The following is a 23,095-nucleotide window of genomic DNA, read 5'->3' on the forward strand; positions in this document are numbered from 1 at the left end:
GCGGAATTCACGTCGGCTTCGCCCGATACCGTTCCAGGCGGCGAGACAAGCCGCCGAGCGAATAGCCGCGTTGATGCGGCGACCGTCCCATATCGTATTTGCAGCCTCTTTTCGGATCAGCGCAAGCCATGAGTTCTCTAACCACACCGGGTGCCGTGGGCAGTTTCAGCACCAAAATACAATCGCACTTCGGGAACTGGATCCTCGGCCCGTCGGCATTCGCGTTCGGGCTGTTATGGGAAGTTCCCGCCCGGTTGGGCAATGCTATGGCTTCAATGAGTTTCGGTCTATGGCGACGCGGCAAGCAGGATATCGCTCCGAGACCTTTTCGCCCTCAGCGTGCCGGAAAGCAAGCGCACGCATGTCCCGACGCAATTGATGACCCCGATTCTCTGGCCCGGCAATTGCTCGACCAAGGGCGATTCGCCTTGATACTCAGGCCCCAGGTCGCCGGAACCCTCAGTCGCGGGGTTTTCGACGCCGCCTTCGCCCAATGGGAGCGGACCATGGCCCTGGTGCCGGACGGCGAGGTCTCCCTTTCGCGTGTGCCGACGGAATGGGAGGAAAGCGACGGCATGGCCGATGCGACGTCCGTCAAGGCGACTCCGGAAACCTTGGACGACGAACCGACGGTCCGAGAACAGATCGTCCGCGTGCGACGATACTTCTTGGATCGCTATCCCGTCACCAACGCCCAGTATGCGGCATTCGTGGAGGCCGGCGGATATGAGCAGGCATCGTTGTGGGACGCCGCCATTCTTCCCGCAGTTTTGGACTTCGTAGATCGATCGGGGCGTCCCGGCCCCAAGTATTGGGAGAATGGTTGTTATCCTCCCGGTACGGAGGATCATCCCGTGACGGGAATCAACTGGTACGAGGCTCGCGCCTTCGCCCGCTGGGTGGGCAAGCGATTGCCCACCGACGCCGAATGGACGCGTGCCGCGGCCTGGCCCGTTTCCTTGCCCGACGGCACCCGCATGCAACGTCGATTTCCCTGGGGCGACGCCATGGACTATTCCCGTGCCGCGTTGTGGGGATCGCAGCGTAACGGCACGGTACCGGTAACCGACTACCCCGGGGGCGCGGCCGTTAACGGAGTCTACCAGTTGATCGGAAACGTCTGGGAGTGGACGCATAGCGATTATCAACCGTGGGAGGAAGAGGACGCCCGCATCGTGCTGCCAGGCCCGATGAAGAGCATCCGGGGAGGCGCCTTCGACACCTACTTCGATCACCAGGCTTCCAGCGGATTTGCGAGCGGCGAGAATCCCCTGGCCAGGAAGCGGAACATCGGCTTTCGTTGCGCATTGGGCGTCGCGGACATTACGCTTCGCCATTGCCCCGAAGAACCTTCGTACGAACCGGAACCGGGCCATGTTGTCCCCGGCTATTCGGAGCAAGGCACATGATCAAGAGCGCAGTTTTGCCCTTGGAGTCGTACCGTTTGGCCGAATACGCGGTTCCCGTCGCCTGCTACGTATGCGGCGAACAGAACCACTTCGACGCCGAGTATTGCCGCCTTTGCAGCGCACCGATGGCGCTGGCCCATCAACTGCTGGCGAACAAGGCCGAACCCCGTGTAGCGCTCATTCTGGGCCCTAGCGGAGTGGGAAAGACCGTCTATCTTGGCATGTTGATCGACATGCTTTCGCGTCAACCCCAGCGGGTCCAACTTCTGGCACGCGGGGCCTTTTCCATTGCCGTGCAGCAATCGACCGTGGCCGCATTGGCCAAGGGACGCTTCCCCGGAAAGACCCCCAACGAACCCGATCGCTGGCATTGGGTCCACTGCCAGTTACGGCGCAGGCGCCGCCGCGTCGCATCCGACTTGATCCTGCCCGACATGGCGGGCGAGGCCATCCTGCAAGAGGCCGAACATCCCAACACCTACCACGTCATTCGATCCCTGCTCAAGCGGTGCTCTTCCGTTATGTTGCTGGTGGACTCGGTTCGCGTCCGCAACGGCAATCGGCAGGACGAGTTCTTCGCCATGAAATTGGCAAGTTGCTTGAGCGAATCGGCGGGCGATCCCAAACACGGATGGAACCGCAAACCCTTCGCCTTGGTCTTCACCAAAGCCGATCAGTGCGAGGAATGCCTGGAAAACCCGGAAGAGTTCGCCAGAACTCATGCCGGGGGGCTTTTGCGTTTGATACACGAGCGATTTCCGCTGACGGGAATCTTCGCCTCGGCGGTAGCGGGAGCCTGCGCTTGGCGTATCACCGCCGACGGAATCCGCGAGCATGTCCCTTTGAGAATCGAACCGCAAGGAATCGTCGAACCTTTTTTGTGGCTGTTGGAACACATGCGCATTTGAAACCGTCCACGATCACCGCGCACGCTTCCATCGTAATCTCGCGATTCGAACGACTATGGACTGGGTGGATCAAGCCGTCTTCACTTCGCAAGCCTCGACGCACGCCCAGGGCTACCACCTGGCCGCTGCGAGCGCCGACTTGACCGACGAGGAACGGCGAGCCTTGACCCGCTGGGGACCGTCCCATGACTCCGTTCCCGACCCCTTGCACCGGGCCACCGTCGTAAGCAGTTTCCGGTTGCCGTCGGGTCGCGTGGCGGTAGCCCGCACCTTCGCCAACGGGCCCGAATACAGTCGCCGAGGGGCCATCCGGTGGTACACTCAATTCCTAGTCCTCGACGAAGCGATCTTTCGCCGATTCGCAGCGAATCCTTTCGCGATTCTGACGGCGGCCATTGCAGGCGGTTGCCTGAACGTGCACGATACCCTGCCGCCCGTACTGCCTGCCCTCCGCTTGCTGGGTAAGGCGTCCCCGGTGGATGTGGCGGGCATCGAGTACGCCGCCGCTCTGGTGGGACCGCGTTTTCTTTTGGAAGTCCTTGAGCAATTGCTCACGCACAACGGGCCCCTCGTCCTCAGCGGGGCCGAACGTTACCAGCGGATCATCGCGGGCATCTTGAGCCTGCTGCCCGTCTCGTTTCGCGCCAACATCTCATTCACCACCGGCCTGATGCCATCGTCGCAAAGGCCCTTTCGCATCCAACCGTTTTACGGACCGGCCATCGAACTGGAACGCATCAAGCGCGAGAAAGAAGCGGTGGTGGTCGACTTTTCTCGATCGCCCGCAGAATTGCCCGCCGGGGCGCATCCCTGGACCAAATTCATTTCCTACGTGCTCAACGGTTCGCGCTGGTATTTACTGAAGGCGCTCTTTCGCCGCGATGACTTGCCGAAATGCGACGATCCGAACGGCCTTCAAGCCCTGGGGCGATTGTGCCTGGAAGAAATCGTGTTCTCCTCCACCACCCAGAAACCCAGGACCGGGACCGAGCGACACGAACAAGCCGCCTGGAATTCAGCACCGGACGTCGCGCCGCCGACGGAGCGTGTCTCGACTGCACCCGTCCACTTTCGCGACCAAAGAAAAAACTTGCACGAGGTTTCGCCCCTCGGCGATAGCGCCGATCCCTCCGACGCGTCGACCGCCGCCGAGCATTCTCAGGCAAACAGCCCCGATCCGGCGGCCTTGCGTCTTTGGAGCATTGCCGCGGAACATGCGATTCTCGCGTGGCAAGAAGGCCCGGAATCGTTCAGTCGCTTCAAGACGCAATGGTCCACGTTGCGATCGCGATTGCCGGGAGCGATCCCAGATGCCGTGTTAGGGGCCGCCGTTCGCAGATTCAAGGACGCGTTGTTGCCATCCTCGGCGGCCGAGGATGAAGACGCCGACAAAATCCGGCAAATCCAGGAGCTGATCTTGTTGCTCACGGACGACTGACGCACGCTTGCTCACCCACCACGTACGGCGATAATCAGGATCGCCCGTTTTCTGAAAGCAGCGCGTGAGCCGTTCCCAAATCGGTTATCAAGTGCGTCCACAACCTTAGATCGGGGTTCCGCATCAGCGGCAGGAGGGCGTCGGTCTTCAGCATGCCGCACTCGCTGCACGGGCCGGCGATCAAGACCACATATTTGTCCGGCGTGTTCGCCAAGCGGACCAAATCGGCGATCTCAAAGAGGGTCACCACCCGGACCGGACACTCATCGAAGATCGGCGCCCGGACGGAATACGGGCGAAACTGCACGTCGCCCACCCAACCGATCCGCTTCATCCGATCGATGTCCTGCCGCGTCACGGCGCCGTCTTCGAGCAGGGCGTATAGGAATTGACCGAGCATTCCGTGCGGGTCATTCGCGGACGCGAACGACGTCATCACGATGTCGACCTCTTCAGCCATGGCGAAGGAGCGGCGGACGCTGGGATTGGCTCGGACGCGATCGAATTCTTGCGACGAGACCAACGTCTCCGAGAACAGGCCCACATACTCCACCTTGGGCAATACTTCCGTGAAATAGCCGAAATACGTGACAGGCGCCTTGTACGGCTGGTCGGCGAGGAAGCCTCCGGCCGAGAGCGCGTGCAGCACCAGGGGCGGACATTCCAGGTCGGAATACACGCGCTGAGCCAGACGCCGCGCCACCATCATGGACGAAAAGCCGGCCCCCAATGCTATATGGACCTTTTCTCGCTTCCCTTTCAGACGGTGCACCAAGTCGTAGATCACGTCGGCCGCTGCGGAGCTGACATGGTGGGGGGCATCCGCGCCGCGGACGTTGACAACCTGCACGGCGTCCTCTTGAGCCCGGCAGCCCTCCAATGCGAACGCCTCCACGATCTTGCGGCTGAGAAACCGGTCCCGCGGCGGACACAGAAGCAAGTATTGCCTGCGCATCGCCTCCCAAAAAAGAGGATAGATTCTCTCCCGCGTGAGGTCATCTCGCGCGTAGGCACGTTTCACCCAGTCCGCGACTGCGGCAGCCGCGCCCCGTTGCCGGTTCTCTTGTTTCTCCGCATCCTCGGAGGCGTATTGCTTCCCCAAATGGGCAAGGAACCTCTCGCACACGGCGAAGACCAACTCATCACTCTCCTGAGCGGGATGCCATCGCTTTTTCCGAGTCGTCAATGCGGAATCCTCCCAAAAGACCTTGACCAGGCACCGCGACAAGTCGTTCAAACATAAAAGATTTCGCCTATCAGCTTACGCGGTTTCCGCCGCGACCGCCAGATTTCCGGTGCCAACACCTCAGCAAATGACTCAGCCTTGCCCCGAACCCCCTCCCGTGGGGATTGCCATGCCCGCTCGCACCTGTCAGCGGGACTGCCGCCGGAAACGGCAATCGGTGATCGTTCCCAAGGCAAAAGTCCAACTCGTGGCTATTTAATGACGGATTCGCAACCTGAAAAACGAGCGAACAGTCTACACATCGACTTGGGGCGGCTGAGGCTACCCCTACTTTGGGCCATTGGCTGTACAGTACTCAACGACTGGGGCCGAGCAAGCGACGACCGGGAAGCGGTTTGGATCGCCTTCCCGTCGATCAATCGTCGGTGGCCGAGCGTGACGGAACTCACTGCCGAATGGACACTTAACAAGTCGTACAGACGCCTTAAGTGACTGTATTGCAAGCACTTCCGCCATTGATGATCCGAGCGTCCTTGACGGTTTTCAGTAACACCTACGGTTGGCGAACGAAGACGACCTTTCGCCACAGTTTGAAGCCTCAATTTTCGTTTTTCGCCACAGTTCGAAAAGTTCCTGTGGCATTCCGCGTGATCGGCCTGTTGTCGGATCCTCTCGCCCGAGAACACGGCAAATCCTTGACCGCTCCGAATGATTCACGGAGCGGACGCACACGCCCATCCCAGGTCGGGTTCGGGTAGCGCGAAACGGAGTGGCTTTTTCGACAACAAACTGAAGAACGCACTTAGGAGGCACGGCAATGGAGTGTAGCGACATGGATGCACTGCGACTGGAGGAAGAGCGTCTCACTCGCCTATGCGAAGAAATCGAACAACAGGCTGCCGATCTTCTACTCAAAGGAATCGACTGGGCGCAATTCTTCCGTTTAATCCTGGGACGAGACGGTCTTGTCGCGAAGGCATTCCGCTCACCCGAAGAAATGGACTGGTTCACCGATTCCGAGTCGTATATCCGACTCCACGAGATGTGGGCGGCATTGCGACGCACCCAGGAGGGCAAAAAGGCTGTGGGCGAACCTCTGGTCGTCATGACGATTCGGGTACCCAAAAGCCTCCACGAAAGCCTGATCGACGAGGCCCACCGCCTGCAAACCAGCGTCAACAAGCTTTGCGTGGCGAAACTCGGTCGCGCGATCTCCGGAAGATTCGTGCCAAAACTCCCCCAGTTCCAAGAGAAAGACCTCGTCGAGGTGACGAAAACCGCGGAGACCTAAATCGCCCGGCGACAACGACGACCGCCGATTTAGCCGAAGTCGCTCCTATCCTCTCCATTCTGCCACCATCTTGAATGCCCAACAAATGGGCAGCCCACCAAAAATGCTCGAATGCACACCGCGTACGCAGAAATAGAGAGGCCTCGTAGCAGGGCGAGCCTGTACCGGTAGCGTTCCGTTCTAAACCGGCACATTAGGCCACGCCAAAGGGCAAGAGACTGCCCGGCGTCACGTCAGTCGCATTCCGCCCATTCTAAGAAAGTTCCACCTCGGGAAAGCGGTTCGCCGAAACGTCCTGTTCCGTTTCCCAGGGAACAGTTTCTCCGTTCATTCGGCGGCGCAGCCGAATCGCCCCCAGTTGAGGGAGAAGGCCTGCATACTCTTGCGGAAGGCGGCAATGGATCACGGTTCGTCCGTCGCTGCCGTAATGATGCGAGAATATCTCGCCGTGATGGGCCAAAAAAGCGGGAAGTCGCCCGTTCTCGACGCCCGTCTCGATCTCCAATTCCAAAAATCTCCGTGCCAGCGCCTCCGAGACGGTCAGCTTCAGCCGATCCAAGCCCTCTCCCGTTCGGGCGCTGATGGGGATTGCGTGCGGATATCGCTGGGTTAGGGCGTGCAGCGTCGCCCGATCCGCAACCTTATCGACCTTGTTGATCACCAGCAACGAATCCTTGGTCTCCAATCCGATCTCGGAGAGGACTTTATGGGCCGCCGATATCTGATGCATGATGGCGGGACTGCTGCCGTCCGCCACGTGCAACAATAGGTCGGCCTGCCTGGCCTCTTCCAAAGTCGCCCGGAAACTGGCGATCAAATGGTGCGGCAAATCGCGGATGAACCCCACCGTGTCGCTCAGAAGGACGGGTCCCCAACCGGGCAGTTGCCACTTGCGCGTGCGCGTGTCCAAGGTGGCAAACAGCGCGTCCTCGACGTAAACATCCGCCCCGGTCAAGGCGTTCATCAGCGTGCTCTTGCCGGCGTTGGTGTAGCCCACCAACGAAACGGTCTTGTGCCGTTTGCGGGCGACGACCTCGCGTTGCCTGCGTCGATGGATGGAATCCAATTCCCTTTTCAGTTCGTGGATGCGTCGTGCGGTCAATCGCCGGTCCAACTCCAATTGTTTTTCACCGGGACCGCGAAGCCCCACGCCGCCCTTCGTTTGCCGCTCCAAGTGCGTCCACATGCGTTTCAACCGCGGCATGGCGTACTCCAACTGTGCCAATTCCACGGCCAGTTGCGCCTCGTGGGTCCGCGCTCTCGTGGCGAAGATATCGAGGATCAACTCCGTTCGATCCAAGACGCGGACTCGCAGTTCCTTTTCCAGATTCCGGGCTTGAGCGGGAGAGAGATCATTATCGAAGATCACCAAGTCGGCGGCGCGACTGCGGACCAATTGCCGCAACTCCTCGGCCTTGCCTTTGCCGACATAGGTCGCCGCGTCGGGGGCGTCGCGTCTCTGAACGACCTGCCCCACCACACGAAGCCCTGCCGCCTCGGCCAATCCCACCAACTCTTCCAGCGGCGTTTCCTCCACATTTCGCCGGGGTAACAAAACGCCCGCCAAAACCGCGGTTTCCGGCAATTCGTCCACGCTCGATTTAGGTTCGCGATTCGACACGCGATTAATCTTCCTCCCTTGTTGACTTTACGTCTGAAACCTGCCCGTGCGGCGTTTCCATTCTATCCGAGTTTCAATTTTCGAGGCTTCACGGAGTCTGATCATTCTTCGTCCAAAGGATACTCGGCGGCCTCTTCCCAAACGAGGTGACGATAGCTCTCGTACCGCCGCTCATCGATCCAACCGTCTGCGACCGCGTTCTTCACGCTGCAATCGGCTTCATCCAGGTGCAAGCAATCCGGAAACCGGCAACGACTGAGATACGGACGCATTTCGACGAAATAGTTCGCGGTCTCTTGGCGAGTCAGATCCCAACACTGGAACTGCCTCAACCCCGGCGTATCCGCCACGTACCCGCCGAAGCGAAACCGAAAGATGCGTGCCGTAGTCGTGGTGTGCCGCCCTTTTTCATTCTCGTCGCTTACTTCGCCCACGGGAAGGTTCAGACCGGGGTCCACCGCATTGAGGAGCGACGACTTCCCGACTCCGCTTTGACCGGTGAGCACGCTGACCTTACCTTGCAGAAGCCGAATGAGGCGATCCAAACCAAAACCGGTCTCGGCGCTTACAAGCAGGACACGGTAGCCCAATTGACTGTAAAGTCCGACCAAAGGCTGCAATGCCGCCGGATCCACCAGGTCGATCTTATTGATGCAGACGATCGGCCTGATATTCGATTTTTCGGCCGAAACCAGGAAGCGATCGATGAGGTGCGGTTTCAATCGCGGTTGGGCGGCGCTTCCGACGACGAGCACCTGATCGACATTGCTGATGATAACGTGCTCTCGACCGCGGTATTCCCTGGAAAGCACGCCTCGCCGCGGCAGTACCGACTCGATCACGCCGTCCTGAGGTCCAACCTTGCGGAAAAAGACCAGATCGCCCGTCACAACGGCGCTTCGCTGGCGTGTCAGGAGTCTCTTCAGAACTTGCCGCAGCACGCAACGGTAGCTTTGCGAGGCCTCATCTTCGACCAAGCAGATCAACCCTTGGACGGCAACGACTCGCCCGCGGACGGCATCCCGGGACGAAGGTTCGAGAAAAACGGAAAAAGGTGAACCGGAATCGACTTTCTCCGCGTCCGCCGAATCCTGGGCTATGACGGTTCCTTTTCGGGTGATCGCCCCTTTTCGCGCCCCGGTCTCCTGCGAGGGGGTCGAATCCTCTAGGAGCGAATCATCAGCGACGTACCGCCGGGTGAGATTCTTGTCCCGGGCATCGCCCTTATTCTTCCGCCGAAAATCGACGCGAACCTTTCTGCGTTTTCCCATTCGCCTAAACGGCTTCTCCTTGCTACCTATTTCGACCGCCTTCCCTCCAAAACCGAGACATGGAAATAGATGTTGCCGCGCGGAGCCTCGCACGGAAATCTTTTGGGAACCGGTCAATATGGAAGCCAACGCTTCTCCGTCTCGCAAGTTACGGCGAAGGTCTGCGTCGTTGCGTCGCCTTCGCCGACTCCAAGATGTCGTAGCGTTCCACGTCCTTGTCCTTGCCGTCGCCGCCCGCAACCTCCGTCGACGGGACGGACTCTTCCGAAGGCTTGGTCCGAACCAACCCCGCCCGTTCCAATAGCGAACGGGAAAAGATATCCGTTTCCAAAACTTCGGGCGGTGGCGGGCCGACCGCACCCAACTCCATTGGCGAGTACCGAACCTCGTATTGATGCTTGGCGATGGATAAAATGCAACCAGGGTCCAATCGCCGTTCCCGGACGCGTGCGCCGTTGACCTTGACCCCGTTGGTACTGTTCAAGTCGCGAACGTACCAGTATCCGGATACCACAAACAGTTCGCAGTGCTGGGCCGAAACGTTGGAAAAACGCAAGACAATATCGCAACTCTCGCGTCGCCCCACCAGGATTCGTTTTTTCAACAACGGGATCGGGTCCCCGCCCCCAAGAGGTATTAGTTGGCCGTACATGGATGAGCTTCCCTGTTTCCGAAAAGTGCCCTTTGCTGCCCACTCCTTCTAACATTTGCAACCCGCTTTCAGTCTAGATCGGAATCGTTTCAGCGTCAATGAATCGGCACGTCGCACAGGCTTTACAGTCTCGCACAAATCCCCCAACCCCCGCATGGCGAACGGCGGGACGTCGCTACCACAATTTGAGCTTCTTCTACCGGCAGAAGTTCGGCGGGCCGGTTTGGAAAATCCCGCTCGACGCCGGATTCGGGTGCCCCAACGCGGATGGGACGCTCAGTCGTTTCGGTTGTACATTTTGCAACATTGCCAGTTTCAGCCCGGCGCGGCGTCACGATGCCCCAGACGACGTGACGGCCCAACTGATTCACGGAATCGCAAAGCTCCGGCGACAAAAAAAGGCCGAACGTTTCATCGCGTATTTTCAAGCCGGTACTAATACGTACGCGGATTGCACTCGGCTCGACACGCTTTTCCGCGAAGCGTTGCAGGTGCCCGGCGTCGTCGGGTTTGCCGTTGGCACACGCCCAGACTGCTTGCCCAACGAAATCCTGGATTTGCTGCAAGACTTCGCCCGACGGACATGGCTTTCCCTGGAAATCGGCCTCCAGTCGGCCAATGACACCACGCTGCGGCGGATCAATCGCGGCCACGGGTTTGCGGAGTTTCGAGACGCCGTGTTGCGAAGCCATGCCCGCGGCTTGGACGTTTGCGTTCATGTCATGCTGGGATTGCCCGGCGAGACTCCCGACGATGCCCGTGCGACGATGCTCGCGCTCTCCGAACTGCCGATTTCCGGGGTGAAATTCCACAACACCTATGTCTCCAAGAACACCACGCTCGCACGGCTATACGAGGCTGGAATGTACCGCCCTTTGGCGCAGGAAGCGTACGTCGAAACGCTGATCGATTGCCTGGAACTCCTTTCTCCGCACTGTGTCGTGGAGCGATTGACGGCGGAGACGACCGACGAGTTTCTCATCGCTCCCGAATGGTGCCGAGACAAAAACGGAACGTTGCGGCTATTGGAGCGGCGTTTGATCGAGCGTGACACGTGGCAAGGCAAGAAACTTTTGCGCCCCGGCGCGAATTCTTCTGAGGTTGGCACGCCTTGATCCCAAGAATCTTCTTTCCAAAAGAACACCCCTACCGAGCGGCGGCGCATTAAGCCAAATGTCCGAGGGCGCGACGATAAAGCGGGCTGAGCCTGACGCTCGGCCAACCCGTCGCTCATCGCGCCGTTATAATGAAATACGGCGGGAAGGGAGCCGAACGGGCCGGACGGTCGCCGGCCGATATCGATCGGTATCGGCGGGAGGAAAGTCCGGGCTCCGCGGGATCACGGTGATGGGTAACACCCACCGGCCGAAAGGCTAGGGAAAGTGCCACAGAAAACAGACCGCCGAGGTTCGCCTCGGTAAGGGTGAAACGGTGAGGTAAGAGCTCACCAGCAGGTCGGGCGACCGGCCTGGCTCGGCAAACCCCACCGGGAGCAAGGTCAAGCAGGGGGTATGGCCCGGTCCAACGGGTCGCGGCGGATCCCGGCCGAACCCTCGGGTAGACCGCTGGAGGGGACGGGCAACCGTCCTCCTAGAGAAATGACCGTCGCTCGAAGCCTTGCTTCGAGAACAGAACCCGGCTTACAAGCCCGTCCTGTCCCTTTCCGCCCTTTTTTCTCCAACATCCCTTGTAAGCCTCGACCGGGGCGAAGACATCGCCGCGGCAATGGCAAGCCGCAACACGCCCCGTGCCATCTCGGTAACCCACGCTCGTGCCGAAACCGGCATCCGCATCAGAGCTTTTGATGAATCAGCCGACCGAGGCAAGCCGAGATTTTGGTATCCTCGAACGCAAAACCGACCGACGTCAAACGCATCGGTTTGACGCGGCAACCGCTGAGCAAGACTTCGTCGGCCATTTCTCCGAATACTAATCGCAGGGCAAACCGAGGGACCGGCAGCAAGGTCGGGCGGCGGAGGACCCTACCCAGCGCCCGAGTAATCTCACGATTGGTAACCGGTTCAGGGGCCGTCATATTGAAGGCCCCCGATAGGTCCTCGCGATCCAAAAGGAATAAGATTGCGCGGACGACGTCCGGACGGCTAATCCAACTCCACCATGTTCTACCGTCGGCCAAGGGACCTCCCAATCCGAGGCGGAAAACGGGCAACAACTTTCCCAAGGCCCCTCCCGCCGTGGAAAGAACGTGCCCGAATCGCATGCACGCCACGCGAATGCCTGCCGACTCAGCCGACAGGGCGGCCGCCTCCCAGTCCCGACAAACATCACACAGAAACCCCTGCCCCGGCGGTGAGGTATCGTCGACCCACTGGTCGCCTTGATTGCCGTAGTACCCTATGGCCGACGCCGACAAGAAGACCTTAGGCCGCGGGCTCGTTTCCCGCATCGCCGCCACAATCGTCCGGGTCCCCAGGACGCGACTTTCGCGGATTCCATCTTTGACGGCGGCGTTCCAGCGTCCCGAGGCCACACTCTGCCCGGCCAAATGGATCACGGCATCCACACCTTGGAAGGCATTGCCGTCCACCCAACCGTCGTTCGGTCTCCAGCGAAACTCGCGGTCACGCGCTGCCGGTTCACGGCGAACCAAATATCTTACGGCGTCACCCCGTGCTTCCAGCGCGGCGGCAACCGCGCTGCCGATCAATCCGCTGGATCCGGTCAGAAGGACGTTCATGGCCGATCACATCATGGTGCGAGGCAGACCCCGACGAAATGTCCAAGATCAGTCGGTATGGAAGACTTCCGGAATCGGCATCCACCATTTACCGTCAGGCGTCCCGGGCAACCGAATCTGACAAGGATCCGTCTCCTTCCACCAGCGTTGCGTTTCGGGATCGGCCGCGATCTTGGCCATATCACCCTCAAAGTCATCACCGACGTATTCGAAATAGCTGAACAAGTAAAGCTTGCCCTCCAGTTCCGCCAAATAGATCGAATAGTTGCGGATGTTGGATTCGCGAATCCGTTTGAGGACGGTCGGCCAGGTATTGGCGTGGAGTTCGATATAGTAATCCTTCTTTTCCGGGCGTAGACCGATCACCTGCCCGATGCGAGTCACCTTGCCGCCCGGCTTATCCGAAGTCGCCTGATCATGAAATACGACCTTCATCGCGGACGGCGCTGCGACGGCACTACGGTCGAGCACCAGGCGGTGCCAAATCATCCCCAAACCGAATCCCACCGCCGCAAAAACCCCGAAAAGCACCCAACGTCTTACATTCCCGGCCATGATGCGCCTCCCAAAAGATTCAGGACTGGAAATCTTCGATTTGGACCGGTCCGCAAACTCGGTCTCGGTCGCCGAAAGCACGTCGAACTTTGTCGAAGCACAAGGGTATTCTGAATGCTTCCACGTTGCCCGTCAACACCCAGCCGAATACCGAACAACGCCATCGGCAATTTCCATAAAAAGACCGCGCCCATCTTTCGACGGGCGCGGTGAGTTGATTTACCTGAGACTCTTACGAAAACCGCTTTGCGACAACTTAACCGTTCCGATGACTCTCCCGAGATTCTTGAGCTCGACGAACGTGCGTCGCCAGGGATAATCGCTAAGGCAAACAGCCGAACTGCCCAGCAAATCACGGAGGAGCCTGACGGCCACCGATCAGTTTCCGGTAGTGCTAGCCGGTGCCTGGCTCGGAGTATCGCTCTTCGGCGGGGCGCAGCCCAACACCAAAGTCATCGAAATGGTCGCCACGGTCAACACCATCAGGATTCCTCGCAACATCTTCATCCCCCTTGCGAAAGGCCAACGGAAACACAAAGACCGAACTCTAAGTCTATCAACAACCACACTCGTTGACAATCGGGGCACGGACCGCGTTCGGCACGCGTCTCCCCCAAGACGAACACCGCGCCAACACCACTCCGGATTCCTCAGGGCCTCGCGAAGCAAAGTACTCCGGCGAAGCCAATCGTTAACACAAAAGCAAGTGCGCACACCTGCCCGGAACGAAATTGGAGACGATTCGGTAAACCAAATAAAAAACCCCTCAGCCGAAAACGGCGTGAGGGGCTATTGAATTGAACCCGGCGACACCTACTCTCGCACTTTGGGTACTACCATCGGCTCCGGAAGCTTAACGGCCGTGTTCGGAATGGGAACGGGTGTTTCCTTCCGGATATGGTCACCGGGAAATCCCATCGGCGTCGGGTATGACGACGAAGGGCCTTGTTTCAACATGGCGTGGTCTGTGTGGATCCGGCCGAGCGGCCGAAGCGTTGGATACATGCGGCCAAGCTTTCGCCCGTTAGTAACCGGTTAGCTCAACGCCTTGCAGCGCTTACACACCCGGCCTATCAACCTGGTAGTCTTCCAGGGGGCTTTCGGCAAAGCCTTACGAGACCTCATCTTGGAGAGGGCTTCACGCTTATATGCTTTCAGCGTTTATCCTTTCCGCACATAGCTATCCAGCCGTGCCGCTAGCGCGACAACTGGTACACCAGAGGTGCGTCCCTCCAAATCCTCTCGTACTAAGGAGGACCCTCCTCAAGTCTCGTGCGCCCACGGTAGATAGGGACCGACCTGTCTCACGACGGTCTGAACCCAGCTCACGTACCGCTTTCATTGGCGAACAGCCAAACCCTTGGGAGCTTCTCCACCCCCAGGATGCGATGAGCCGACATCGAGGTGCCAAACCGCGCCGCCGCTATGGACGCTCGGGCGCGATAAGCCTGTTATCCCCAGAGTACCTTTTATCTGATGAGCGATGACCCTTCCATACGGAATCACCGGATCACTAAGCCCTACTTTCGTATCTGCTCGACCTATCGGTCTCGCAGTCAAGCACCCTCTCTACCTTTGCGCTCGACGCCTGATTGCCGACCAGGCTGAGGGTACCTTTGGACTCCTCCGTTAATATTTTGGAGGAGACCGCCCCAGTCAAACTGCCCAGCTGACACTGTCCTCCGCCCGGATTACGGGAACCGGAGTTAGAACTAAAGTGCACCCAGGGTGGTATTTCAAGGATGGCTCCACCGAAACTGGCGTCCCGGCTTCACAGCCTCCCACCTATCCTACACAAGATACACCACAGCCCCATATCAGCCTACAGTAAAGGTTCACGGGGTCTTTCCGTCTAGCCGCGGGTATGTGGCATCTTCACCACAGCTACAATTTCACCGAGTCGCTGGTTGAGACAGTGCTCCGGTCGTTACGCCATTCATGCAGGACGGAACTTACCCGCCAAGGAACTTCGCTACCTTAGGACCGTCATAGTTACGGCCGCCGTTTACCGGGGCTTCGGTCGCGAGCTTCGCCTTGCGACTAACCCGCTTCCTTAACCTACCGGCACCGGGCAGGCGTCAGACTCTATACATCCTCTTTCGAGTTGAGCAGAGTCCTGTGTTTTTGATAAACAGTCGCCAGAGCCGATTTACTGTGACCCCCGCAAGCTATAAACCAGCAGGGGCACCCCTTATCCCGAAGTTACGGGGTCATTTTGCAGAGTTCCTTAACCAGCGTTATCTCGAGCGCCTTAGACTACTCGTCTCGCCTACCTGTGTCAGTTTTAGTACGGTTACCGCGTGTTCATCGCTTAGAAGTTTTTCTTGGACGTCTTTCCGATCTCATCCGGAACGTAATTGCCGTTGGCCCGACATCGAGGCTTACGGTCGCGGATTTGCCTACGACCGCCTCTCCGCCGTGCAAGGGACATTTCTATTCGTCCCTCGACCCTCAAGACGCCGTCCCTCCATCGCTCCCACGCGGTAGCGCAGGAATGTTGACCTGCTGTCCATCGTCTACGCCTTTCGGCCTCGACTAAGGTACCGGCTAACCCCGGGCGGAATTACCTTCCCCGGGAAACCTTAGGCTTTCGGCGAGCAGGATTCTCACCTGCTTTATCGTTACTCATTCCGGCATAATCACCTGTAGAGCCCTCCACCGCTCCTCACGAAACGGCCCGTATCTGCTCTACAGCGCTCTCCTACCACTGTGCGAAGCACAGTCCACAGCTTCGGTGCAAGACTTACTCCCGTTCATTTTCGGCGCAGGATTGCTCGACCAGTAAGCTATTACGCACTTTTTAAATGGTGGCTGCTTCTAAGCCAACATCCTGGCTGTCTCGGCAATCCCACTTCCTTAGTGACTGAGCCTTGCTTCGGGACCTTAGCTGGTGGTCCGGGTTGTTTCCCTCTCGACCGCGGAGCTTATCCCCCGCGGACTGACTCCCGAGATAGTCGCACCGGTATTCGGAGTTTGGTTCGGCAGGGTAGCCGGCGAAGGCCCCCAAGCCAATTCAGTCTCTCTACCCCCGATGCGTAGTGAACTCGAGGCTAGCCCTCAAGCTATTTCGGAGAGAACGAGCTATCTCTGCGTTTGATGAGACTTTCACTCCTCCCCACAAGTCATCCCCTCGGTTTTCAACCCAAGTGGGTTCGGGCCTCCACGCGGTGTAACCCGCGCTTCACCCTGCTCATGGGTAGTTCACGCAGTTTCGCGTCTATCGCCGACGACGAAGCGCCCTATTCAGACTCGGTTTCCCTATGGCTTCGGCCCGAAAGGCCTTAACCAAGCCGTCGACGATAACTCGCCGGATCATTATGCAAAAGGCACGCCGTCACACCATCGACATGTTGCCACGCCGAACGATGCTCCGACCGCTTGTAGGCATACGGTTTCAGGTTCTCCTTGCACTCCCCTAACGGGGGTTCTTTCCATCTTTCAGTCGCCCTACTTGTCCACTATCGGTCGTCAGGTAGTATTTAGCCTTACGGGATGGTCCCCGTGGATTCAGTCGGGGTTTCACGTGCCCCGACCTACTCAGGTACCTCTGGGATGAGACTCCGCTTTCGTTTACGGGGCTGTCACCCTCTATGGCCCGCCTTTCCAGAGCGGTTCAACTAGCCGGTCTCACTCTCCCATATTGAGGCCCTACAACCCCGCAGGGAAAATCCCCGCGGTTTGGGCTACTCCCCTTTCGCTCGCCGCTACTCAGGGAATCGATTTTTCTTTCTTTTCCTCCGGTTACTGAGATGTTTCAGTTCACCGGGTGTCGCATCACGAACCTATGGATTCAGTTCGTGATTATTCGGGAATCCCGGGATCAACGCTTGTTTGACAGCTCCCCCAGGCTTATCGCAGTCTTCCACGCCCTTCATCGCCTCCTGACGCCAAGACATCCACCGCATGCCCTTAGTAGCTTGGCCGCATGAATCGAACGCTCCGACCTTTTGGGTCGATCCGATTCGCCAAGCTTAGCAACGATTCGCCCATCGGCACCCCGACCGAAATCGGCCGAAGAGCCAATAGCCTTACGCGCTCGGCATTCAGATGCCACACTAGACCACAACCAAGTTGTCAAAGATCGACGGCCGATTGCAACGCACACTCGCGCTGTCCGCGACCAAAACCTTAGGCAGCAAACTCGACTTCCGAGGAGCTTGATACCCCACGTTTTGACCGCTCAACCGACGGGCGAATCTTGAATTTACCCGATTCGCTTTTCGTCGTCAACCCACCGTTTCGCCTTCGTTCGAGGCAAACTTCATTATACGGTTGCGGGACCGCACGGCAAGGGGTGTGAAACAACTTCGTTTTGCCCGACCACCGGTTTTCCGACCGTTTATCCGGCGGCGTCACCGCGTTTCCCACAACGCATGACCCCAATGTACCTGTTCCCATCGGCTTGGCAAAGGGGGACTCTTTACCTGGCGGAAAAAATCTCGGGAAGTCGGTCGCTGCCCGTAAACCAACGCCCCAAATAGGACCCCGATTCGACGTCGCCTCGCCGCCACGGATCACGCTGATCTTCCCTGCTTAGACCCTTTCGGGGCCATTCTCGTGCTCATCGATCGCAAGAGCCTCGCCAAAAGCCGTTTGGCGTTCGCGGCACGAATGGTCGCAACGGACAAGGGAAGCGTGAAAAGCCACGACTTGCGGACGCCGCGACGGCGCGACGTGACGCACGACGATTCCGTCTGCCCCGACGCGTTACGCCGCACCACGTCTTGTAAGACGGCCCAAACCAGCGCCGCCGCTTTCACTGGGCCGCACTGCGACCTTCCGCGGCACGCTGTCCGCCTGCCGACCACGTGCGAAGGGCCTGCCCGATTCGGATTTCGAGATCGGCGAGCATCGCCAACGCCTCTTCATGTCGCCGCTCGAGATCGATCAGCAACGCTTCATACTCCGGTCCTGAAATCGGAATACCTGCCTTGACCGCGGGACCGTGGACGACTTTCGCAGCGGTTGCGGAAATCATGATGCGCCCTCGCCGAACCCTTGGAAGCCTCTCCTGCTGAAACGGTATACCAACCGCATCCGCCGGCATCTCAACAGTCGCCTGGGCGCAGTGGTCGCCCTTGGGACGTATCGGCCCAAAGACTCCGCGGGTATTGCGCCAGGTACGCGATTCTGTACCTATCCGACAACCATGACGGGGGGAGCCGTGATAAACTATTCCGGTTGCAACAATTCGCGGGGCATTCGCCCACCTTGGTTCCCGCAAGTGCAAGGGAGAACGGCAACACGTTGCGACTGTCTCAGCGGACTCGTCGCGGTCGCAGACGGACCGCCGAACTTGGATTTTTCCCGTCTTGGCGAAGCTCGCCGATTCTGCTAACCTGTATGCCGGTCGATCGACAGCGTCGATAGGCCGCGAACGGTGGTGTGACACGGTTGTTGCAGAGCTGTTCTCTCAAGCTCGACTCTGGCCGACAAGGAAGGTTTGCCATGAGCCCCGGTATCTCTCACTTGCCGAATTGCCTCGTTCGCTGGATGCTTCAAAGGCATATGCCCGAGGTGCTGGGCATCGAAAACGCCAGCTTCGAGTTCCCCTGGACGGAATCCGAGTTCCTGGCCTGCGTGCGACAGCGGAATTGCGTCGGATTAGTGGCCGAGATCGACGATCAAGTCGTGGGCTACATGATCTACGAGATGGCCAAGAGCAAGATACGCTTGCTCAACTTAGCCGTCAGTCCGGAGTGGCGACGGCGCGGGGTCGGCCGTTACCTGGTCCAAAAGCTGGTCAACAAGCTATCCCTGCAAAAGCGCAATCGGATCACGCTGGAGGTTCGTGAAACGAACTTGCCCGCCCAACTGTTCTTCCGTTCACTGGGGTTCCGGGCCACATCGGTGCTTCGGAACTTCTACCAGGATACTCCGGAAGACGCCTATTTGATGAGCTATACGATCTCGGAGCCGGAACCGGTCATCCTTCCCATGAACCGACTAGCCAAGCTGGCCGGCTAACGGGAACAAAGCCTCCGGCGGCCTCCTACTCCCGCGGTCGATCCGCCGCCGCTGCGTCCGGAAAGGCGAAGGTTTCTCCGCGATGCGTCGGGCCGAGGGTTTGAGCCTACGGTTGCGCCGGCGCACGTCTAAGGCGACTGCCGTCCCGAAACTCGCTTGCCGAAGATGCGGGCGGCGGGCGAAACGATCGGCTCTTCGAGTTGCGAAAAGAACCGCAACCCGAGGCTCAGGCAAATGCTGGTGGCGAACACCGCGACAACGGCGGCCCAGGCAGGGCCGGTCGACAGCCAGGTCTCGGTGAAGCGGTTGATCGGCACATTGGCCGATACCGACGGCAAAAGGATCGTGTTCTCCACGATGGCTCGCACGTGAATCGGTAGTCCCGCCAACCCGATAATCACCACGTTATAGGCGGTACTTAGGATCAAATTCACCGTGCCGCCGAACCCGGCGGCAATCTGTGTGGGAGAAGCGACCTTAAACATGGGGAATCGGGCGCCCAACCCTACGGCGATCGAACACAAGCCGACGGCGGCGAGAACCGTGGCGTACTGGTGATAAGCGTGCACGGCGGGCGAGACTCCCAGCATCAAGTCGCTGATCGCCACCAAGCCGCAAGTCGGCGCCAAACAGAGCGCCAAAGCGAACCATAATTTGCTCCAGACGATGGTACTCCGGGGTATGGGCATCAGGCCCAACACCCAGAAGCGCGGGCCCTCCAGGCTGATGAGCGGGAAAATGAACCGCGTGGTAAACGTCGATAGCAGCAACACGATCACCGCGAGGTTCAGAAAGCTGATGATGTTGACCCACGCCACGAAGAACTGCTCGTCGTACAATCGCCTTATGTTGACGAAGTAGAAGACCAGCAGCCCCATGAAGATCAGAATCTGCGTCCACTGCACGGGGTCTCGTCGAAACAGTCGAACGTCTTTCAGCACGAGTTGTCGAACGGGATCGGAGAGGCCGGGAAACACGTTCAGGATGACTGCATCGATCCAGCTCTTCTTTCCGAGCTTGCGATTACCCGGCCCGGCGGCAACTCGCCAATAAGCCTCGCGATAGAAGGCTCCGGCGAATCGTCCGATCACGTAGTTCAAGAGCAGCGCGTTCGCGAGCAAGACCGACAGGAACAGCACGCCGTCCTGCCAGTTTCGCTCGGCCGAAGCCAGCAGGCCGCTGGACAGCCACCAACTGGGCAGAAATCGAAACTGCGTGATGCTGAGACGATCGAGCGTCCGCTGAAGCCACTCCAAACTGAAGGCATTGGTCGCCTGAGGAAGGGCGCGGACCCATCGTCCGACCACGACGGCGCCGATGATCCCCATGATGATCCCGACCGTCCACAGAAGGGTCTTGGATCGAGGGAAAAACATCGCCACTAGCAGCGAAACGAGGCCGCCGATGGCCGTCGGAATGTAAACGAACGTCACCAAGTACGGCAACAGCAACCAATAGTGGTACCAGGGAGCGCGAACCTCGACCGCGTAGGCCAGCAGCAAAGGGCTGCCCAACATCACAAAGGCCCAACTGCTGAGGAAAACGGCGTCCGTGTACTTATCCAGAAAAACCCGTTCGGCGCGGACCGGCAGCGTGAGGAGAAACTGCGTATCCTTTCCGCGAAACAACGAACCGTGCAGCATGATGGCCGACGAGAGGATCAGCATCAGCCCCAGGGTCAGGAAAAACGTTCCAAAAACGTAGTGGATGGTCTGTTGCACCAAGTCGGTGTAGGGAATGGCAAAGATCAGAAAGTGAAACCCCTCTCGAAAGAGGGCAAAAAGCCCCAGCCACAACAAGGTACCCAAACCGATGACGAGCCACACGCGAAACCACGCGCGGCTCAGCGTCTGGAGCACGACCGTTCGCGCCGCTTCACGCTTGGCCCATCCGAAGATCCTCGCTTCTTCCGCCGGAGAGGGCAACTCCCAACCGGGCGTGATTTCGGCGGCAGGGCCTTCCGAAGCGGTTTCACTGATCTGCGGCGATTCGTACTTCATCGCTGATTCGTGGGTTCTTCGCGCGGGTTTTGGGCTAAGGCCGTTGCCGAGCGTCGGCGGTGCTTCACTCTACTTCATGAGCCGGCGACCGACATCCGATCCGACGTCGGACCTTGCGGAAGTGCGGCATCCGAGACCGTCGGCCCCTTGCCGTCCAAAGAAACCGCCTCCTGGTCGCCGTTGGTCAACTCCAAGAAAATCTGCTCCAACGAGCGATGGTCGCCCTGCTTCAACAACCGCAACTCCGACACCGATCCGAAAAATATCAGTTTTCCCTGGTGGATGATGCCGATCCTGTCGCCGATTTCCTCGGCAATGCTCAGCGTGTGCGTGGACATGAAGACCGCGCCGCCTTGCGCGACTCTCTCGCGAAGCAAGTCCTTCGCCAGTCGGGCATTCTTCGGGTCCAGTCCGACCATCGGTTCATCCACGACCAACACGGGCGGATCGTGCAGTACCGCCGAGGCAAAGACCACCCGTTGCCGCATGCCGTGAGAGTAGCTCTCCGTCCATTCATCGAGAAAGCCGGATAACTCGAACCGAGCGGCCTCGCGCTCGATTCGGTCGCGAAGGACCTTTGTCGGCAGACCGCGCAGTCTGCCCACGAACTCTAAGAACTCACGCCCCGACAGCTTGTCGTACAAGAAAGGCTGGTCGGGAACATATCCCACCTGGCGTGCGGCCTCGCGGCCTTGCTGAACGGTGTCGTAGCCGCAGACGCTGACCTTCCCCTCACTCGGCCGCAAAAGGCCGACCAACATTCGAATCGAGGTCGTCTTCCCGGCCCCATTAGGCCCAAGAAAAGCGAAAAGTTGCGCGGCGGGAATATGCAGTTCCAAGTGCGAGACGGCGGTCTTCGTCCCGTACCGCCGAGTTACATCACAAAAATCGATCATGGCGCAGGCCCGTCGGTGTTCTGAAGAAAGCTGGTACGTGCTTTGCGAATCTCCGCAGCCCGATCTGCAAGTCGCCTCGCTTCACGCCGCGAAAGTCGCGAAAGCACGATGGTACTGTCCATCAGCCGCGCCTCCTGGCGGAGCACCGTTCCGTCGGGTGCGACCCAAACCCGTCCGCGCGGCGGCTTATTTTGCGACCCGCCGTTGCCCCCCGGATCGCCTCGGTACACCACCACCCAGGCCGGCACCGTCTTGCCTTCGTGGACGATCGGCTGACGCCCTTCGACTTTCGCGGAGATCACTTCGAGCGGTCGCTTCTGCACGACTTGGTTGGGCAGATTGAATGGGCTGTACACCTCCACCGTCCATTGCTGACCGTCTCGCAAACCGGGCAGTACGCTCTGCGGCGAGAACGAATCGCTCACCAGCACGTCCGAGCGAAAACCCAGTTCCGTGTCATAATTGAAATCGCCGGCCTGAAGATTGAGTTGAAGCTTATCTTTGTCCACGGTACCGCGGATGATCACCAGGGCGTCGGGCAGCGTGGGCGTCCGTACGCGCGTCTGAAACGACGACAGTCGCTTCAAAGGGTCGAACAACATCGTGGTCTCGAATTCCAGTTCCAACCGCGGACGGGCCTGGGAGCGATCGGCAAACAGCGTCCAAATGCCGGGAAACATCTCCCCGAGTGGAAGTTCGTCGAAATGCAGGAGATGCCGAACCTCGGTCAGATCGTCTTCCACCGGAATCGTTTCGGACACCGCCCAACCGATCGATCGGTCCCGCCAGCGTACGTTCCACCCGACCACGGCCTCCTCTCGCTGCGCATCGAGAATCGCTTCGTAACTAGGCGGCGAACCCACCAAGAAGACCGGCATCACCTTGGCAGAGACAAGCCAAGACATGGCAGCCAGCCAAAAAGCGATGACGGCAAAAGGATACCAACGCGTGTACGCCATGAGCAGACTCGTGGGTCCTCGGCAGCCGATTCGGCCTCCGCTTCCCGAATGGACAAGTGTACGTACTTCTCATGCTACCCGGCGATTACCCGGCGCGGCGTCCTAGGCGAGCGTTTCGCCGTACGGCTAGCATCGAGAACAGCCCAACGATCGCCCCAACCTCAACTTTCGCCCGCCAATTCGCCAGGCAACATCGATTTCGCACATCATTCTAACGATAATCTCCCCAAAATTCATCACCCTT

16 protein-coding genes, 2 rRNA genes and 1 other RNA gene are annotated in these 23,095 nt (G+C 59.1%); 7 read left to right on the forward strand and 12 right to left on the reverse strand.

The features are described 5' to 3' along the window. Positions 1-128: 128 nt before the first annotated feature. From ACYQ6J_RS08375 to ACYQ6J_RS08385, 3 genes are read left to right on the forward strand one after another with little or no spacing between them, the layout of a single operon-like run. The gene (locus ACYQ6J_RS08375; RefSeq protein WP_460183732.1) at positions 129-1,409 is read left to right on the forward strand and encodes a formylglycine-generating enzyme family protein; all 1,281 of its coding nucleotides are present in this window, start codon (positions 129-131) and stop codon (positions 1,407-1,409) included. After that, entirely contained in the window at positions 1,406-2,317 is a 912-nt protein-coding gene (locus ACYQ6J_RS08380; RefSeq protein WP_460183733.1) for a TRAFAC clade GTPase domain-containing protein, read from the forward strand. Before ACYQ6J_RS08375 ends, ACYQ6J_RS08380 begins: the two co-directional genes overlap by 4 nt. Before the next feature lie 55 nt (positions 2,318-2,372). After that, entirely contained in the window at positions 2,373-3,755 is a 1,383-nt protein-coding gene (locus ACYQ6J_RS08385; RefSeq protein WP_460183734.1) for a GAP1-N2 domain-containing protein, read from the forward strand. Between the two features lie 34 nt (positions 3,756-3,789). On the opposite strand, the gene ACYQ6J_RS08390 is transcribed toward ACYQ6J_RS08385, so the two are convergent. Further along, positions 3,790-4,992 (reverse strand): sugar-binding transcriptional regulator, encoded by a 1,203-nt coding sequence (locus tag ACYQ6J_RS08390; protein WP_460183735.1) that lies wholly within the window; start codon positions 4,990-4,992, stop codon positions 3,790-3,792. A gap of 781 nt (positions 4,993-5,773) precedes the next feature. Here ACYQ6J_RS08390 and ACYQ6J_RS08395 point away from each other — a divergent pair. Beyond that, positions 5,774-6,232, forward strand: a complete 459-nt coding sequence (locus ACYQ6J_RS08395; protein ID WP_460183736.1) for a hypothetical protein — start codon at positions 5,774-5,776, stop codon at positions 6,230-6,232. 253 nt (positions 6,233-6,485) lie between these two features. On the opposite strand, the gene hflX is transcribed toward ACYQ6J_RS08395, so the two are convergent. The 3 genes from hflX to ACYQ6J_RS08410 all read right to left on the reverse strand — a co-directional run bounded on the left by hflX (position 6,486) and on the right by ACYQ6J_RS08410 (position 9,776). After that, the gene (hflX, locus tag ACYQ6J_RS08400; RefSeq protein WP_460183737.1) at positions 6,486-7,853 is read right to left on the reverse strand and encodes a GTPase HflX; all 1,368 of its coding nucleotides are present in this window, start codon (positions 7,851-7,853) and stop codon (positions 6,486-6,488) included. Positions 7,854-7,954: 101 nt separating this feature from the next. Beyond that, positions 7,955-9,124 carry a ribosome small subunit-dependent GTPase A gene (rsgA, locus tag ACYQ6J_RS08405; RefSeq protein WP_460183738.1) on the reverse strand — a complete coding sequence of 390 codons (1,170 nt, stop codon included), beginning with the start codon at positions 9,122-9,124 and terminating at the stop codon, positions 7,955-7,957. A gap of 148 nt (positions 9,125-9,272) precedes the next feature. After that, positions 9,273-9,776, reverse strand: coding sequence for an FHA domain-containing protein (locus ACYQ6J_RS08410; protein WP_460183739.1), 504 nt, complete (start codon positions 9,774-9,776; stop codon positions 9,273-9,275). A 98-nt stretch (positions 9,777-9,874) separates the two neighbouring features. Between ACYQ6J_RS08410 and mnmL the strand changes: the two genes are divergently transcribed. Then, a complete protein-coding gene (gene mnmL / locus ACYQ6J_RS08415; protein ID WP_460183740.1) occupies positions 9,875-10,891 on the forward strand; it encodes a tRNA modification radical SAM protein MnmL/YtqA in 1,017 nt (338 codons plus the stop codon). Between the two features lie 154 nt (positions 10,892-11,045). Further along, positions 11,046-11,435: RNase P RNA component class A (gene rnpB / locus ACYQ6J_RS08420), an RNA gene on the forward strand. Between the two features lie 133 nt (positions 11,436-11,568). On the opposite strand, the gene ACYQ6J_RS08425 is transcribed toward rnpB, so the two are convergent. The 5 genes from ACYQ6J_RS08425 to ACYQ6J_RS08445 all read right to left on the reverse strand — a co-directional run bounded on the left by ACYQ6J_RS08425 (position 11,569) and on the right by ACYQ6J_RS08445 (position 18,007). Beyond that, the gene (locus ACYQ6J_RS08425) at positions 11,569-12,474 is read right to left on the reverse strand and encodes a TIGR01777 family oxidoreductase (protein WP_460183741.1); all 906 of its coding nucleotides are present in this window, start codon (positions 12,472-12,474) and stop codon (positions 11,569-11,571) included. 48 nt (positions 12,475-12,522) lie between these two features. Further along, the gene (locus tag ACYQ6J_RS08430; RefSeq protein ID WP_460183742.1) at positions 12,523-13,029 is read right to left on the reverse strand and encodes an L-rhamnose mutarotase; all 507 of its coding nucleotides are present in this window, start codon (positions 13,027-13,029) and stop codon (positions 12,523-12,525) included. Positions 13,030-13,830: 801 nt separating this feature from the next. Next, positions 13,831-13,938: ribosomal RNA gene (gene rrf, locus ACYQ6J_RS08435) — 5S ribosomal RNA — on the reverse strand. A 96-nt stretch (positions 13,939-14,034) separates the two neighbouring features. Next, positions 14,035-16,952 (reverse strand): 23S ribosomal RNA (locus ACYQ6J_RS08440). Between the two features lie 833 nt (positions 16,953-17,785). Next, on the reverse strand, positions 17,786-18,007 hold the full coding sequence (locus tag ACYQ6J_RS08445; protein WP_460183743.1) for a hypothetical protein: 222 nt from the start codon (positions 18,005-18,007) through the stop codon (positions 17,786-17,788). A 470-nt stretch (positions 18,008-18,477) separates the two neighbouring features. On the opposite strand from ACYQ6J_RS08445, the gene rimI reads away from it, so the two are divergent. Then, the gene (gene rimI / locus ACYQ6J_RS08450; RefSeq protein WP_460183744.1) at positions 18,478-18,996 is read left to right on the forward strand and encodes a ribosomal protein S18-alanine N-acetyltransferase; all 519 of its coding nucleotides are present in this window, start codon (positions 18,478-18,480) and stop codon (positions 18,994-18,996) included. Between the two features lie 128 nt (positions 18,997-19,124). Here rimI and ACYQ6J_RS08455 read toward each other — a convergent pair whose 3' ends face one another. From ACYQ6J_RS08455 to ACYQ6J_RS08465, 3 genes are all read right to left on the reverse strand, one after another. Further along, a complete protein-coding gene (locus ACYQ6J_RS08455; protein ID WP_460183745.1) occupies positions 19,125-20,996 on the reverse strand; it encodes a putative ABC transporter permease subunit in 1,872 nt (623 codons plus the stop codon). A gap of 74 nt (positions 20,997-21,070) precedes the next feature. Then, positions 21,071-21,892 (reverse strand): ABC transporter ATP-binding protein, encoded by an 822-nt coding sequence (locus ACYQ6J_RS08460; RefSeq protein ID WP_460183746.1) that lies wholly within the window; start codon positions 21,890-21,892, stop codon positions 21,071-21,073. Then, the gene (locus ACYQ6J_RS08465; protein ID WP_460183747.1) at positions 21,889-22,851 is read right to left on the reverse strand and encodes a hypothetical protein; all 963 of its coding nucleotides are present in this window, start codon (positions 22,849-22,851) and stop codon (positions 21,889-21,891) included. Before ACYQ6J_RS08465 ends, ACYQ6J_RS08460 begins: the two co-directional genes overlap by 4 nt. Positions 22,852-23,095: the final 244 nt, after the last annotated feature.

The organism is Thermopirellula anaerolimosa, from assembly GCF_054657335.1.